Source organism: Escherichia sp. KTE172, assembly GCF_000408845.1.
Lineage (GTDB): Bacteria > Pseudomonadota > Gammaproteobacteria > Enterobacterales > Enterobacteriaceae > Escherichia > Escherichia coli.
On record NZ_KE137316.1, the window covers coordinates 2,842,699 to 2,857,167 of the forward strand.

The following is a 14,469-nucleotide window of genomic DNA, read 5'->3' on the forward strand; positions in this document are numbered from 1 at the left end:
CTGGCTGATCAAGGCCCTCTCACACGGAGAAGGGCGTTTAACATAACCACGGATTGTAACGTGAGATGGGTCAGGAGGACATATCGCGCATCAAGCCTTTGGCGGTTCGGTGCGAGCAAAACTTTCGCGGCTAAACAGGTTTTCGACCAGTTTGACTAAGTGTGGGCGGTCGACACACCAGCCTGGCGCAACGCGGCGGAAATTGAGATATCCGACGGCACAGGCAATGGCGATAGTCGCCAGATTGACCGTATCGGTTTTGAGCGTGCCATCGACCAGATATCCTTCCAGCACATCCAGACTGCGGTTGATTTTCTCCCGCTGGCGTAACAATTCATCTTCAGACTGCTGCGCCGCCGGACGCGCCTGTTCACGCACCGATACCAGCCCGGCATCCATAATGCCATCCGCCAGCGCCTCAATTTTGCGCACCCGCAACGACTCCAGCGGATCGCGCGGCAACATCGCCGGAGCGACATTCATTAATTCAATATATTCAGCGATGATCGGCGAATCAAACCAACATTCGCCCTCTTCGGTCACCAGCACCGGCACTTTCCCTAACGGGTTAAATTGCGCCACGCCGTTGTCCGCGTTATAGGGCAGTTCATTAATAAATTCGAAAGTTATGCCCTTTTCTAACAACAGAATAGAAAGTTTGCGTACAAACGGGCTGGTGTAGCTACCGACGAGTTTCATGCCGAGTCCTTTGTGCGAGGAAAAATATCAGTATGGCTCAGGCTCACGCAAAACACAGGTGATATAAGTCTCAATGATCCAAATAAAGATAATGCATCCAGCTGGTCATTCTTAGCAGCACTTTCCGCATCACCGAAACATGGCTGAAATGGTCGGAGTAAACCGCCACCTGGGCGTAGATGCCGTCGGGTAAGGCATCGATATCATCGTTAGGGTCCAGTTCAATGGTTCCCAGCACACCGTCCGTGCCGGGCACGACCGTTAATGATTGCAATACCCCCTGCGCCTGATAAGAACCGCCTGGCACGACAGGTAAAATACTGGTCAGTTTGCCGTGGAACACCTGCCCAGGTAGCGCGTTAAACACCACTTCCGCATCATCGCCGGGTTTCAGACGTAACAGCGAGTTTTGCCGAAATTGGGCGACAATTTGCCGTTTTTGCTCGGGGATGAAAACCATCACCGGACGCAACGGCAAGGCAGCTGCGTATGTACCTGGGCGGATCAGTACCTGAGTAACGTAGCCATTGCTCGGCGCGCGAATGACAGTCTGCTCAAGGTTATATTTTGCTTCAGTAAGTTGCGCTCTTAAGCTCACAATCTGCGATTGCTCGCCGTTAACCATACTATCGAGCTGGCTCTGGATCTGCGCCTGCTCCGCCACCGAGCCTTTCACCAGCGCATCCTGCGCGAGGAAATTTTGCCGCGCATCGTCGATGTCACGTTCCGAGAACGGATTCACCGCCGCCTGGCTGCCTTTCAGATAACGTTGATAATTTTTAAACAGACGGTCGCGCTCCGCTGAAACCTGGGTGGTGTTGGCCTGCGCTTCAGTGAGCTGCGCGCGCAGCGTCTTTATATTATGCGTCGCCGTCATCAGGTCAGCCTGAAGTCTGTCAACTCGCGCCTGGTAACGAACCGGGTCGAGTTTAAAAAGCACCTCGCCCTTTTGAATAAGCTGATTATTTTTGTCGGTGACTTCAGTAACAATTCCCGTCACCTGTGGCGTGATGGGGATCGCTATCACTGCCTTTTGCGCGGTAAAAGTGTAAGGGTGGTTGTAGTTCATCAACAAAATCAAACCACTCACCAGAAACACGCCTCCCAGCGCCGCCGTCGCCAGCGTCCACTGATTCACCGGAATGCGGAAGATTTTAAAGACCGCCCACGCCAGCGCCACGTAAGTTAAAACAATCAATAGATCCATATTTAGATCTCCGGGAACGTGGAATAGTCAGTCTTTTTCTCGGCGGCGAGTTGGTGCTCCAGCCGGGAAATTCGGTCAGAAAGTGCGGCGATTTCCGGGTCAGTCGCTTTCTCTTGCGACGCAACATGTGACTGCATGCCCCAGCCGCGCTCCGGTTGATAGAGCGTCGCCCAGATCCACAGGAACGGCCAGATAACATGTAGAGTAAACAGGCTCACCCAGCCCGCCGTATGAATAGCGTCGGCATGGGGATGGTTGCGCTTTTTGGCAATCAGATAAGGGATGTCATGTATCGCGATGATTCCATAAAAAATCACCAGAAAGACGAAGATCAGCACTCCCAACGCGAAATAGTTTAGAAACATATCTGCCTCGGATTCACGTTTATCGGTGTTGTTTTTTGGCTGGCAGCCAGAAGGGAGTCAGGCTGATATTTTGACAATAATTCGGGTTCGCGATTCTCGCCATAACACCAAAGAATAATTTTTAGAGGTGATGAGTTGCTTAGTTACATAACGATTTTATGACGAAGGCATAACATGCTGCAGATCACATCAGGTGAACGCCGTAAGAAAATATCTTGTGATTCAGATCACAAAGATTCAACAAACTAACAAAACAAAAATGTGACATTACTCACATTTAAATGCCATTTTTAGCGAAAATCGCCGCCTTGTTGCTTTTTTACACAGTCGTTTTGTGATGAGCATCACGTCAATTACCTCTCTACCCCCTATATTTATGTGACTGATATCACACAAAAGGCCGTCGACTGGACAGTTAACCGATTCAGTGCCAGATTTCGCAGTATCTACAAGGTCCGGCTACCTCTGCCGCCACATTAACAAAAAACCTCGGGCTTCCAGCCTGCGCGACAGCAAACATAAGAAGGGGTGTTTTTATGTCATCCGATATTAAGATCAAAGTGCAAAGCTTTGGTCGTTTCCTCAGCAACATGGTGATGCCAAATATCGGCGCGTTTATCGCGTGGGGTATCATCACCGCGTTATTTATTCCAACAGGGTGGTTACCGAACGAAACGCTGGCGAAGCTGGTCGGGCCGATGATCACTTATCTCCTGCCGCTGCTGATCGGTTATACCGGTGGTAAGCTGGTAGGCGGCGAACGTGGCGGTGTAGTCGGTGCCATCACCACCATGGGCGTTATCGTCGGCGCAGATATGCCGATGTTCCTCGGTTCTATGATTGCAGGTCCGCTGGGCGGCTGGTGCATTAAGCACTTCGACCGCTGGGTAGACGGTAAGATCAAATCCGGTTTTGAGATGCTGGTGAATAACTTCTCCGCAGGCATCATCGGGATGATCCTCGCTATTCTGGCATTCCTCGGCATTGGCCCGATTGTTGAAGCTCTGTCTAAAATGCTGGCTGCGGGCGTTAACTTCATGGTTGTCCATGACATGCTGCCGCTGGCGTCTATCTTTGTTGAACCGGCGAAAATCCTGTTCCTCAACAACGCCATTAACCACGGTATCTTCTCGCCGCTGGGTATTCAGCAGTCCCATGAACTGGGTAAATCCATCTTCTTCCTGATTGAAGCTAACCCAGGTCCGGGTATGGGCGTGCTGCTGGCGTACATGTTCTTTGGGCGTGGTAGCGCTAAACAGTCTGCGGGCGGTGCGGCAATCATCCACTTCCTGGGCGGTATCCACGAAATCTACTTCCCGTATGTGCTGATGAATCCGCGTCTGATTCTGGCCGTTATCCTCGGTGGTATGACTGGCGTGTTCACGCTGACTATCCTGGGCGGTGGTCTGGTTTCTCCGGCATCTCCGGGTTCTATCCTTGCTGTACTGGCGATGACACCAAAAGGTGCATACTTCGCTAACATCGCGGGTGTGTGTGCGGCGATGGCTGTCTCCTTCGTTGTCTCTGCCATTCTGCTGAAAACCAGCAAAGTGAAAGAAGAAGATGATATTGAAGCAGCAACTCGTCGTATGCAGGACATGAAAGCTGAGTCTAAAGGCGCGTCTCCGCTGTCTGCGGGCGATGTGACTAACGACCTGAGCCACGTACGTAAAATCATCGTTGCCTGTGATGCCGGTATGGGTTCCAGTGCGATGGGCGCAGGTGTGCTGCGTAAGAAAATTCAGGATGCAGGTCTGTCGCAGATTTCGGTCACTAACAGCGCGATCAACAACCTGCCGCCAGATGTGGACCTGGTCATCACTCACCGTGACCTGACCGAACGCGCTATGCGCCAGGTTCCGCAGGCACAGCATATTTCGCTGACCAACTTCCTCGACAGCGGCCTGTACACCAGCCTGACCGAACGTCTGGTTGCTGCCCAGCGCCATACTGAAAACGAAGTGAAAGTGAAAGACAGTCTGAAAGACAGCTTTGACGATTCCAGTGCTAACCTGTTCAAACTGGGCGCGGAGAACATCTTCCTCGGTCGCAAAGCGGCAACCAAAGAAGAAGCGATTCGTTTTGCTGGCGAGCAGCTGGTGAAAGGCGGTTACGTTGAGCCGGAATACGTTCAGGCGATGCTGGATCGTGAAAAACTGACCCCGACTTATCTGGGTGAGTCTATCGCGGTGCCACACGGTACGGTTGAAGCAAAAGATCGCGTACTGAAAACGGGCGTGGTGTTCTGCCAGTACCCGGAAGGCGTGCGCTTCGGTGAAGAAGAAGATGACATTGCCCGTCTGGTGATTGGTATTGCTGCCCGTAACAACGAGCACATTCAGGTTATCACCAGCCTGACCAATGCACTGGATGATGAGTCTGTCATCGAGCGTCTGGCACACACCACCAGCGTGGATGAAGTGCTGGAACTGCTGGCAGGTCGTAAGTAATCCAATCCCACCTCTCCACATGGAGAAGGTGGGGCTTATTGCCTGATGCGCTACGCTTATCAGGCCTACAAAACAAAGCGCAGTTTGTTGAATTTGCACGTTCTTGTAGGCCGGATAAGGCGTTTACGCCGCATCCGGCACGGCCCCTCTCCACATGGAGAGGGTTTGGGTGAGGGAAAAGCCTCACCCCAGCCCTCTCGGGTAAAAACATTGATGAAGGTTAATACTATGAAAGCATTACATTTTGGCGCAGGTAATATCGGTCGTGGCTTTATCGGTAAACTGCTGGCAGACGCGGGTATCCAACTGACGTTTGCCGATGTCAATCAGGTGGTACTTGATGCCCTGAATGCCCGTCATAGCTATCAGGTTCATGTGGTCGGTGAAACCGAGCAGGTAGATACCGTTTCCGGCGTCAATGCCGTCAGCAGCATTGGTGATGATGTCGTTGATCTGATTGCTCAGGTTGATTTAGTCACTACCGCCGTTGGTCCGGTTGTGCTGGAACGTATTGCCCCGGCAATCGCCAAAGGGCTGGTGAAACGTAAAGAACAAGGTAATGAATCCCCGCTGAACATCATCGCCTGTGAAAACATGGTACGCGGCACCACGCAGCTGAAAGGCCATGTAATGAACGCCCTGCCGGAAGATGCCAAAGCGTGGGTAGAAGAACACGTTGGCTTTGTCGATTCCGCCGTTGACCGCATCGTGCCGCCTTCGGCTTCTGCAACCAACGATCCGCTGGAAGTGACGGTAGAAACATTCAGCGAATGGATTGTTGATAAAACCCAGTTCAAAGGCGCGCTGCCGAACATCCCAGGCATGGAGTTAACTGACAACCTGATGGCATTTGTCGAACGTAAACTCTTCACCCTGAACACGGGTCATGCTATAACCGCGTACCTCGGAAAACTGGCCGGTCATCAGACCATTCGTGACGCTATTCTCGACGAGAAAATCCGCGCGGTGGTAAAAGGTGCGATGGAAGAAAGTGGTGCAGTATTGATCAAGCGCTACGGCTTTGACGCAGACAAACATGCGGCGTACATCCGGAAAATCCTCGGTCGTTTCGAGAACCCGTATCTGAAAGATGATGTAGAGCGCGTAGGCCGTCAGCCGCTGCGTAAACTGAGTGCTGGCGACCGTCTGATCAAGCCACTGCTCGGAACGCTGGAATATGGTCTGCCACATAAAAACCTGATTGAAGGTATTGCCGCTGCAATGCACTTCCGCAGTGAAGATGATCCGCAGGCTCAGGAACTGGCAGCACTGATCGCTGACAAAGGTCCGCAGGCGGCGCTGGCACAGATTTCCGGTCTTGATGCCAACAGCGAGGTTGTATCCGAGGCGGTAACCGCTTATAAAGCAATGCAATAATGGTGGACCAGGCGCAGGATACCCTGCGCCCGAATAACAGATTGTCAGATATGCAGGCAACAATGGAACAAACCCAGGCCTTTGAAAACCGTGTGCTTGAGCGTCTGAATGCTGGCAAAACCGTGCGAAGCTTTCTGATCACCGCCGTCGAGCTTTTGACCGAGGCGGTAAATCTTCTGGTGCTTCAGGTATTCCGCAAAGACGATTACGCGGTGAAGTATGCTGTAGAACCGTTACTCGACGGCGACGGTCCGCTGGGCGATCTTTCTGTGCGTTTAAAACTCATTTACGGGTTGGGCGTCATTAACCGCCAGGAATACGAAGATGCGGAGCTACTGATGGCATTGCGTGAAGAGCTAAATCACGACGGCAACGAGTACGCGTTTACCGACGACGAAATCCTTGGACCCTTTGGTGAACTGCATTGCGTGGCGGCGTTACCACCGCCGCCACAGTTTGAACCTGCAGACTCCAGTTTGTATGCAATGCAAATTCAGCGTTACCAACAGGCTGTGCGATCAACAATGGTCCTTTCACTGACAGAGCTGATTTCCAAAATCAGCTTAAAAAAAGCCTTCCAAAAGTAAGCAACGTCTGCTTACTGCCCCTCTACCTGCTTCGGCCGATAAAGCCGACGATAATACTCCAGACGTTGTAGATATAACGGCACGCTTTCATCAGGTATTCCGGACGGAATCGCGTTACGGGGAGGTAGTTTTTTCAGATACTCCCGGAACGCCTGGCTCGATGCCATGAAATCTACGGCTTTATCGATAAGAAGCGGAACGTTTTCACCTAATTTGCCCATGATGATATCTCCGTATTACCCCGCGCCGGGAATGCGCGGCCGCCAATTTTAGTTTAGATCCCGGTATAAATGACATTAAGGAAAACGTGCTCAATCCTCAATAATCATCCGTTTCTATTAACTATCTTTTTTCTTTAAATTTCTTAATTAATCAATAAATTGCTTAGTTTTTAAGCATGTTAATGTTTACGTTATAGAACTATTGCAATGTCATCAGTTGTGAACAAAGCACCTGGTCGCGCATACTAGGGGCTATAAATTTATCTTTATCAGAAGTCATCACATGAAAGAAGTCGAAAAAAACGAAATCAAACGTCTTAGCGATCGCCTGGACGCTATCCGCCATCAGCAAGCCGATCTGTCACTGGTTGAAGCCGCAGACAAATATGCCGAGCTGGAAAAAGAAAAAGCCACTCTGGAAGCAGAAATTGCTCGCCTGCGCGAAGTTCACAGCCAGAAACTCAGTAAGGAAGCACAGAAGCTGATGAAGATGCCGTTCCAGCGCGCGATTACTAAAAAAGAGCAAGCTGATATGGGCAAACTGAAGAAGAGCGTTCGCGGACTGGTCGTTGTGCACCCAATGACCGCGCTGGGCCGCGAAATGGGCCTACAAGAGATGACAGGGTTCTCTAAGACTGCGTTTTAAGTTCCTTTCTCGTCGCTGTAATTACAGCCACTCACGATTTACTCGCTCCTGCTGGCACATGCAGGAGCCTGTTTCAGAGATCGAATATTTATAACGTTCTTAACATTATATATTCAACGCCACCTACACTTCTGAGCGCCCGGAGCAGGCTAAATTCTGAAAATCAGGTACAAATTAAAGAATGATGTATCAATATTAACAATGAATTGCCGCATATCAATGCTTGAAACATAATTAATTATTTAAATTTTTCTATCAGCATCGCAAAATTCGCAATAAAACATCACTCAACTGAATATTTATCTTTCCCTGCCCCGGGCCTTTATCCGGTGAAACATTTGACATTGATTGACACCGATCATTAAAATCCGCGCGATCAATTTATTTATTGGCTACAAACTAAAATTGTTTGACACTTAAAAACATATTCGCACAACCCATTAATACAAAAATTCTCTAACAAATTTATTTGGCGGATATGCCCCACTCTAATCATTCATAAAAAAAATGATTGTACTGTAATTATCAACGTATCGGGATTATGAAAAGGAATTCATCCTATGAACCTAAAGAAAACACTGTTAAGCGTGTTAATAATAGTGCCTCTCTGCTTATTGGCAGGGTGTGACTATATTGAAAAAGCGAGTAAGGTCGACGACCTCGTTACACAGCAAGAGTTGCAAAAAAGCAAAATTGAGGCGCTTGAGAAACAGCAGGAACTCGATAAGCGAAAGATAGAACATTTTGAAAAACAACAAACTACTGTCATAAATAGTACCAAGACGCTCGCTAGCGTGGTGAAAGCGGTTAAAGACAAGCAGGACGAATTTGTCTTTACAGAATTTAACCCAGCACAAACACAATATTTCATTTTAAATAACGGATCGGTCGGTTTGGCAGGCCGGGTGCTGGCTATTGATGCGGTTGAAAATGGCAGTGTTATTCGTATTTCGCTGGTTAACCTTTTAAGCGTTCCCGTATCAAATATTGGCTTTCATGCGACATGGGGCAATGAAAGACCCACCGATGCCAAAGCTCTGGCAAAGTGGCAACAATTACTTTTCAACACCACCATGAATTCCACTCTGCAATTAATGCCTGGTCAATGGCAAGACATTAATCTGACATTAAAAGGCGTTTCGCCTAATAACCTGAAGTATCTGAAGTTGTCCATCAATATGGCCAATCTCCAGTTCGACACTGTTCAATCTGCTGAAACTCGGCAGCGAAAAAACAAAAAATAAATGCAGCTTCTGCGCTTATATCAAGGAATAGAGAGCATCAATAATGAACAAAATTTTTAAAGTTATCTGGAATCCGGCAACAGGCAGTTACACCGTTGCCAGTGAAACGGCAAAAAGCCGTGGCAAGAAATCCGGGCGCAGTAAGCTGTTAATTTCTGCCCTGGTTGCTGGGGGAATGTTGTCGTCGTTTGGGGTACAGGCTCAGGCAGGAAGGGACAACGGTCAGGGCGTCAATTATGGCCAGGGAACAGGAACAGGCTGGGTTGCTATCGGTGAAGATGCAAAAGCAAATAGTTTTACAGACACCGGGGGTGGCTCCAGCACCGCAGTAGGTTATCACTCAACTGCTGACGGAAGGTGGTCAACAGCCCTCGGTGCTAAGACCCATTCGCTTGGCGAAGCATCAGTGGCGTTAGGGATTAACACTACCTCAGCAGGTGAGCGAAGCCTCGCTATAGGTGCATCGGCAACGTCAACGGGTGGATTTTCAATCGCACTTGGTCGTTATGCGAACTCAGTAGGTGAATTTTCTATTGCACAAGGGGATCACGCAGAGACTGGTGCTGATGACGCCATCGCATTTGGACGTGAAAGCAAGGCCTTAGGAATTATGAGTATCGCCCTCGGAGCCACGGCTAATGCGTCGAAAGAATATGCAATGGCGCTGGGTGCAAGTAGCGCCGCATCTGCAGCTAACGCGATTGCAGTAGGCCGCAACAGTGCTGCAGCTGGCGTAGACAGCCTCGCATTCGGTAGACTATCCGCCGCCAACGCCGCAAACGCGATTGCTATGGGTGCAGAGAGCAAAGCTGCTGAAAATGCGACGGCAGTTGGTACTAACGCGGAGGCAAATGGACTTAATAGTATCGCGTTGGGCTCCGGCAGTATTGCAGATGTCGACAACACGATTGCTCTGGGCAATCAAAGTCAGGCAGTAGCGGCTGGCGCAATTGCCATCGGTCAAGGGAATAAAGCTGACGGCGCAAATGCTATCGCGCTGGGTAATGGTAGTATTACAGGTGGTGTAAATGCTATTGCTCTTGGACAAGGCAGTTATGCCGGTTTAGAAAATGGCACTGCAATTGGTGCTCAAGCCAGTGCTCAGGGGAAAAATTCAGTTGCTCTGGGTGCTGGTTCTGTAGCGACTGACGCGGATACTGTTTCTGTGGGTAACACAACAGCTCAGCGACAAATTGTCAATATGGCAGCAGGTGATATCAGCACTACCAGTACTGATGCCATCAATGGATCACAGCTTTATGCTATCAGTAAGTCAGTAGCGGACAATCTTGGTGGGGGGGGCTACCGTCAATGCGCAAGGCGTCGTTACTTCCCCAAATTACAGGCTGAAAAGTGGTATTTTCGGCACTGTTGGCGACGCCTTAACGGGCCTGGACAATAATACGTTACAATGGGACTCCCTTAAAAAGGCATATAGTGCGGCACATGGTACAGATACTACCAGTACCATCACCAACGTTAAAGACGGCGCTATTTCTGATACCAGTAAGGATGCGGTTAACGGTTCTCAGCTGAAAACCACCAACGATAACGTAGCGACCAATACTGCCAATATCACCACCAACACTAACAGTATCAATACCCTGACGGATTCCGTTGGCGACCTTAAAGACGATGCCCTGCTGTGGAATGGCACCGCGTTCAGCGCCGCGCACGGCACCGATGCCACCAGCAAAATCACCAACGTCAAAGACGGTGACCTGACGGCTGGCAGCACCGACGCGGTTAACGGCTCTCAGCTCAAAACCACTAACGATAATGTGGCAACCAACACCACCAACATCACCAACCTGACGGATTCCGTTGGCGACCTTAAAGACGATGCCCTGCTGTGGAATGGCACCGCGTTCAGCGCCGCGCACGGTACCGATGCCACCAGCAAAATCACCAACGTCAAAGACGGTGACCTGACGGCTGGTAGCACTGACGCGGTAAACGGCTCTCAGCTGAAAACCACTAACGATGCCGTGGCAGCCAACACCACCAATATCGCCACGAATACCACCAACATCACCAACCTGACTGACGCAGTTGACAGCCTCGGTGACGATTCCCTGCTGTGGAACGCTACAGCGGGGGCATTCAGCGCCGCACACAGTACTGATGCCACCAGCAAAATCACCAACGTCACCGCTGGCGACCTGACGGCTGGCAGCACCGACGCGGTTAACGGCTCTCAGCTCAAAACCACTAACGATGCCGTGGCAGCCAACACCACCAATATCGCCACGAACACCACCAACATCACCAACCTGACTGACGCTGTTGACAGCCTCGGTGACGATTCCCTGCTGTGGAACGCTACTGCGGGGGCATTCAGCGCCGCGCACGGTACTGATGCCACCAGCAAAATCACTAACGTCAAAGACGGTGACCTGACGGCTGGCAGCACTGACGCGGTTAACGGCTCTCAGCTCAAAACCACTAACGATGCCGTGGCAGCCAACACCACCAATATCGCCACGAACACCACCAACATCACCAACCTGACTGACGCTGTTGACAGCCTCGGTGACGATTCCCTGCTGTGGAACGCTACTGCGGGGGCATTCAGCGCCGCGCACGGTACTGATGCCACCAGCAAAATCACTAACGTCAAAGACGGTGACCTGACGGCTGGCAGCACTGACGCGGTTAACGGCTCTCAGCTCAAAACCACTAACGATGCCGTGGCAGCCAACACCACCAATATCGCCACGAACACCACCAACATCACCAACCTGACTGACGCTGTTGACAGTCTCGGTGACGATTCCCTGCTGTGGAACGCTACGGCGGGTGCATTCAGTGCCAAACACGGCACCAACGGTACTGACAGCAAAATCACCAACTTACTGGCAGGCACTGTATCCTCTGATAGCACTGACGCTATTAATGGCTCACAACTTTATGGCTTAGCTGATTCATTTACGTCATACCTTGGCGGTGGTGCTGATATCAGCGATGCGGGTGTATTAACCGGGCCAACCTACACTATTGGTGGTACTGATTACAATAACGTCGGTGATGCTCTGGCTGCCATTAACACGTCATTTAGCACATCACTCGGTGACGCCCTACTCTGGGATGCGACCGCCAAGGGCGGTGACGGTGCGTTTAGCGCCGGTCGCGGGACAGATAACACAGCCAGCATCATTACTAATGTTGCAGACGGTGCAATTTCCTCTACCAGCAGCGACGCTATTAACGGCTCACAGCTCTATGACACCAGCAAGTACATTGCCGATACTCTGGGTGGTGACGCAGAAGTCAATGCTGACGGCACAATCACCGCACCGACTTATGCCATCGCTGGCGGCAGTTACAGCAACGTCGGTGACGCGCTGGAAGCGATCGATACCACGCTGGATGACGCTCTGTTGTGGGATGCAACAGCCAATGATGGCAATGGTGCATTTAGCGCCGCTCACGGAAAAGATAAAACAGCCAGTGTAATCACTAACGTCGCTAACGGTGCAATCTCTGCCACCAGCAGCGATGCCATTAACGGTTCACAACTGTATACCACCAACAAGTACATTGCCGATGCCCTGGGTGGTGACGCAGAAGTTAACGCTGATGGTTCTATTACTGCGCCGACTTACACCATTGCAAATGCCGAGTACAACAACGTCGGTGACGCCCTGGATGCGCTCGACGATAACGCTCTGCTGTGGGATGCAACAGCCAATGACGGCGCAGGTGCCTACAACGCCAGCCATGACGGCAAGGCCAGCATCATCACAAATGTTGCTGATGGTAACATTGGCGAAGGCAGCACTGACGCCATCAACGGTTCTCAGCTGTTTAACACCAATATGCTGATCCAGCAGAACAGCGAAATCATCAATCAGCTTGCCGGTAACACCAGCGAAACCTACATCGAAGATAACGGTGCGGGCATTAACTATGTACGTACCAACGACAACGGCTTAGCGTTCAACGATGCCAGCGCTTCAGGTATTGGCGCTACGGCTGTGGGTTATAACGCTGTCGCCTCAGGCGAAAGCAGCGTAGCCATTGGTCAAGGTAGCAGCAGCTCCGTTGATACGGGTATCGCCCTGGGTAGCAGTTCTGTTTCCAGCCGTGTAATAGTTAAAGGTTCTCGTGACACCAGCGTGTCGGAAGAAGGTGTTGTGATTGGTTATGACACCACGGATGGCGAACTACTTGGTGCGTTGTCTATTGGTGATGACGGTAAATATCGTCAAATCATCAACGTAGCCGATGGTTCCGAAGCCCATGACGCCGTTACGGTTCGCCAGTTGCAAAATGCCATTGGTGCAGTCGCTACCACGCCGACCAAATACTTCCACGCTAACTCAACAGCTGAAGATTCACTGGCAGTAGGTGAAGACTCGCTAGCAATGGGCGCGAAAACTATCGTTAATGGTAATGTGGGTATTGGTATCGGTTATGGTGCCTACGTGGACGCGAATGCACTTAATGGCATTGCTATTGGTAGCAACGCGAGTGCAAATCATGCAAACAGTATTGCGATGGGTAGTGGTTCCCAGACCACCCGTGGTGCGCAAACTGATTACACCGCCTACAACATGGACGCACCGCAGAATTCTGTCGGTGAATTCTCTGTCGGCAGTGAAGACGGTCAACGTCAGATCACCAACGTCGCGGCTGGTTCAGCGGATACCGATGCGGTTAACGTAGGTCAGTTGAAAGTAACGGACGCGCAGGTTTCCCAGAATACCCAGAGCATTACTAACCTGAACAATCAGGTGACGAATCTGGATACTCGCGTTACCAATATCGAAAACGGCATTGGCGATATCGTAACCACCGGTAGCACCAAATACTTCAAGACCAACACCGATGGCGTAGATGCCAACGCGCAGGGTAAAGATAGTGTTGCGATTGGTTCTGGTTCCATTGCTGCCGCTGACAACAGCGTCGCGCTGGGTACAGGCTCCGTGGCCAACGAAGAAAATACCATCTCTGTGGGTTCTTCTACCAACCAGCGTCGTATCACCAACGTTGCTGCAGGTGTTAATGCCACCGATGCGGTTAACGTTTCGCAGCTGAAGTCTTCTGAGGCAGGCGGCGTTCGTTACGACACCAAAGCTGATGGCTCTGTAGACTACAGCAACATCACTCTCGGTGGTGGTAATGGCGGTACGACTCGCATCAGCAACGTCTCCGCTGGCGTGAACAACAACGACGCAGTGAACTATGCGCAGCTGAAGCAAAGCGTGCAGGAAACGAAGCAATATACCGATCAGCGGATGGTTGAGATGGATAACAAACTGTCCAAAACCGAAAGCAAGTTGAGCGGTGGTATCGCTTCTGCAATGGCAATGACCGGTCTGCCGCAGGCTTACACTCCAGGTGCCAGCATGGCCTCTATTGGTGGCGGTACTTACAATGGTGAATCGGCTGTTGCTTTAGGTGTGTCGATGGTGAGCGCCAATGGTCGTTGGGTCTACAAATTACAAGGTAGTACCAATAGCCAGGGTGAATACTCCGCCGCGCTCGGTGCCGGTATTCAGTGGTAATCATCCATTAACGAATGGGTAAACGCCACATTGCCTGATGCGCTACGCTTATCAGGCCTACGGGGTGATTCAGCACATTCCTGTAGGTTGGATAAGGCGTTCACGCCGCATCCGGCAAGATAAGGCGCACCAGTTCAACAATCTGGGGCAATTCTCTGATGGG

At 50.8% G+C, this 14,469-nt stretch carries 11 protein-coding genes; 7 read left to right on the top strand and 4 right to left on the bottom strand.

Annotated elements, in window-relative coordinates:
- Positions 1 to 90: 90 nt before the first annotated feature.
- The 3 genes from G434_RS10305 to G434_RS10295 form a co-directional block, all read right to left on the bottom strand.
- Positions 91 to 699 carry a glutathione S-transferase gene (locus tag G434_RS10305; RefSeq protein ID WP_000779792.1) on the bottom strand — a complete coding sequence of 203 codons (609 nt, stop codon included), beginning with the start codon at positions 697 to 699 and terminating at the stop codon, positions 91 to 93.
- Between the two features lie 70 nt (positions 700 to 769).
- A complete protein-coding gene (locus G434_RS10300; RefSeq protein ID WP_000364939.1) occupies positions 770 to 1,906 on the bottom strand; it encodes an HlyD family secretion protein in 1,137 nt (378 codons plus the stop codon).
- A 2-nt stretch (positions 1,907 to 1,908) separates the two neighbouring features.
- Positions 1,909 to 2,271 carry a DUF3302 domain-containing protein gene (locus tag G434_RS10295; RefSeq protein ID WP_000479624.1) on the bottom strand — a complete coding sequence of 121 codons (363 nt, stop codon included), beginning with the start codon at positions 2,269 to 2,271 and terminating at the stop codon, positions 1,909 to 1,911.
- A gap of 536 nt (positions 2,272 to 2,807) precedes the next feature.
- Between G434_RS10295 and mtlA the strand changes: the two genes are divergently transcribed.
- The 3 genes from mtlA to mtlR all read left to right on the top strand — a co-directional run bounded on the left by mtlA (position 2,808) and on the right by mtlR (position 6,685).
- Positions 2,808 to 4,721 (top strand): PTS mannitol transporter subunit IICBA, encoded by a 1,914-nt coding sequence (gene mtlA / locus G434_RS10290; protein WP_000093252.1) that lies wholly within the window; start codon positions 2,808 to 2,810, stop codon positions 4,719 to 4,721.
- 228 nt (positions 4,722 to 4,949) lie between these two features.
- Complete coding sequence (gene mtlD, locus G434_RS10285) at positions 4,950 to 6,098, top strand: mannitol-1-phosphate 5-dehydrogenase (protein WP_000645425.1); 1,149 nt, start codon at positions 4,950 to 4,952, stop codon at positions 6,096 to 6,098.
- Positions 6,098 to 6,685: a mannitol operon repressor MtlR gene (gene mtlR / locus G434_RS10280; protein WP_000228269.1), complete on the top strand. Its 588-nt coding sequence runs from the start codon at positions 6,098 to 6,100 to the stop codon at positions 6,683 to 6,685. The genes mtlD and mtlR overlap by 1 nt, the downstream gene beginning before the upstream one ends.
- A gap of 11 nt (positions 6,686 to 6,696) precedes the next feature.
- Here the strand turns inward: mtlR and yibT are convergent, their stop codons facing one another.
- On the bottom strand, positions 6,697 to 6,906 hold the full coding sequence (gene yibT / locus G434_RS10275; RefSeq protein ID WP_000517100.1) for a protein YibT: 210 nt from the start codon (positions 6,904 to 6,906) through the stop codon (positions 6,697 to 6,699).
- Positions 6,907 to 7,189: 283 nt separating this feature from the next.
- Between yibT and G434_RS10270 the strand changes: the two genes are divergently transcribed.
- The 4 genes from G434_RS10270 to G434_RS27830 all read left to right on the top strand — a co-directional run bounded on the left by G434_RS10270 (position 7,190) and on the right by G434_RS27830 (position 14,306).
- Positions 7,190 to 7,552 (top strand): YibL family ribosome-associated protein, encoded by a 363-nt coding sequence (locus tag G434_RS10270; protein ID WP_000665680.1) that lies wholly within the window; start codon positions 7,190 to 7,192, stop codon positions 7,550 to 7,552.
- A 560-nt stretch (positions 7,553 to 8,112) separates the two neighbouring features.
- Positions 8,113 to 8,796 carry a SadB/YajI family lipoprotein gene (locus G434_RS10265; protein WP_001049682.1) on the top strand — a complete coding sequence of 228 codons (684 nt, stop codon included), beginning with the start codon at positions 8,113 to 8,115 and terminating at the stop codon, positions 8,794 to 8,796.
- 43 nt (positions 8,797 to 8,839) lie between these two features.
- A complete protein-coding gene (locus G434_RS30985) occupies positions 8,840 to 10,198 on the top strand; it encodes an ESPR domain-containing protein (RefSeq protein ID WP_001322892.1) in 1,359 nt (452 codons plus the stop codon).
- Complete coding sequence (locus tag G434_RS27830; RefSeq protein WP_001526446.1) at positions 10,089 to 14,306, top strand: YadA family autotransporter adhesin; 4,218 nt, start codon at positions 10,089 to 10,091, stop codon at positions 14,304 to 14,306. The genes G434_RS30985 and G434_RS27830 overlap by 110 nt, the downstream gene beginning before the upstream one ends.
- The last annotated feature ends 163 nt before the right edge of the window (positions 14,307 to 14,469 follow it).

Coding starts and splice junctions, on each gene's coding strand:
- G434_RS10305 (WP_000779792.1), bottom strand. CDS start 699: ATGAAACTCGTCGGTAGCTACACCAGCCCGTTTGTACGCAAACTTTCT.
- G434_RS10300 (WP_000364939.1), bottom strand. CDS start 1,906: ATGGATCTATTGATTGTTTTAACTTACGTGGCGCTGGCGTGGGCGGTC.
- G434_RS10295 (WP_000479624.1), bottom strand. CDS start 2,271: ATGTTTCTAAACTATTTCGCGTTGGGAGTGCTGATCTTCGTCTTTCTG.
- mtlA (WP_000093252.1), top strand. CDS start 2,808: ATGTCATCCGATATTAAGATCAAAGTGCAAAGCTTTGGTCGTTTCCTC.
- mtlD (WP_000645425.1), top strand. CDS start 4,950: ATGAAAGCATTACATTTTGGCGCAGGTAATATCGGTCGTGGCTTTATC.
- mtlR (WP_000228269.1), top strand. CDS start 6,098: ATGGTGGACCAGGCGCAGGATACCCTGCGCCCGAATAACAGATTGTCA.
- yibT (WP_000517100.1), bottom strand. CDS start 6,906: ATGGGCAAATTAGGTGAAAACGTTCCGCTTCTTATCGATAAAGCCGTA.
- G434_RS10270 (WP_000665680.1), top strand. CDS start 7,190: ATGAAAGAAGTCGAAAAAAACGAAATCAAACGTCTTAGCGATCGCCTG.
- G434_RS10265 (WP_001049682.1), top strand. CDS start 8,113: ATGAACCTAAAGAAAACACTGTTAAGCGTGTTAATAATAGTGCCTCTC.
- G434_RS30985 (WP_001322892.1), top strand. CDS start 8,840: ATGAACAAAATTTTTAAAGTTATCTGGAATCCGGCAACAGGCAGTTAC.